General features: G+C 47.6%; 1 protein-coding gene. It reads right to left on the reverse strand.

What is annotated here, in order from left to right; all coding sequences use genetic code 11:
- Nucleotides 1–88: 88 nt before the first annotated feature.
- Nucleotides 89–223, reverse strand: a complete 135-nt coding sequence (locus tag PZH32_RS14360) for a helix-turn-helix domain-containing protein (RefSeq protein WP_428994068.1) — start codon at nucleotides 221–223, stop codon at nucleotides 89–91.
- Between the last annotated feature and the right edge of the window lie 65 nt (nucleotides 224–288).

A 288-nucleotide genomic window follows, 5' to 3' on the forward strand; every position in this document is an offset into this window, starting at 1 on the left:
CCACAGGTACATGATACCTTTGCTCAGATATCATCAATATATCACATCTGCAGCCTCAAAGCCAGATAAACATTGTGCTTCCCATCTATCAATCCATATTTTTCGTATATTTCTGTCTCTTCCGAACGAACGTTGACGGTGTCATTCCGAGGCTCTCTGCGGCCTCACGGACGTTTCCGTACTTTTCGTAGGCATGGAAGGAATGAACCCGGCATCCTGTGATGGGGAAGAGTCTTTCTCATCTGGAGGCGATGCCTGCGTTTCTCGAGAAGAGGGTACATGAGGAGT

This window comes from Adlercreutzia equolifaciens, from assembly GCF_029076695.1.
Taxonomy (GTDB): Bacteria; Actinomycetota; Coriobacteriia; order Coriobacteriales; family Eggerthellaceae; genus Adlercreutzia; species Adlercreutzia equolifaciens_A.